This is a genomic window from Streptomyces bobili, assembly GCF_002154575.1.
Taxonomy (GTDB): Bacteria; Actinomycetota; Actinomycetes; order Streptomycetales; family Streptomycetaceae; genus Streptomyces; species Streptomyces bobili.
Genome location: NZ_MUBA01000153.1, coordinates 7,351 through 7,921 on the forward strand (window position 1 = coordinate 7,351; position 571 = coordinate 7,921).

1 pseudogene is annotated in these 571 nt (G+C 73.4%); it reads left to right on the forward strand.

What is annotated here, in order from left to right:
- Positions 1–571 (forward strand): annotated as a pseudogene (locus BZL64_RS13620) (hypothetical protein); the annotation flags it as partial.

The following is a 571-nucleotide window of genomic DNA, read 5'->3' on the forward strand; positions in this document are numbered from 1 at the left end:
CCCGGACACGGTGACTTCGGGACCGTGGCGGGTGTCGCCGCACCCGGGTTCGCCGCCTACGCGCGGGTGCTGCATCCGGCCTCGCTGGACGAACGGCCCGTGCGGTGGGCCACGGTGGCCGCGGCCCTGGGCAGGGTCGTGGAGCCCGACACCGCCTGGCACGAGGTGATCGGCATGGACCTCGACTACGTCAACGCCTCCGACTACGGCCTGCCCGGCGTCTGGGACGAGCATCCCGCGGAAGGGCCGACCCCGCCCGCACTCGCCCTGTCCCTGATCCCCGTCCTGGCCCGGCACACCCGCACCCCGGAGCACTGCTGGTTCGGGCTCTGGAACGGTTACGGCCGCTGGGACTTCGACAGGTTCCCGTCGTTCGAGACCCCCGGCCGGGACGAGGTGCTCCTCCCCGGCCGAGCTGGACGAGTTCGCCGAACTGCCCGACCTGTGGTGGCCCGACGACCGCGCCTGGTGCCTGGGCGGCGACGTGGACCTGGTGAGCACCTACATCGGCGGATCCCCCGAACTGATCGCCGACCTGCTGGCCGCTCCCGGCCTGGAGGCCCACCCGGTC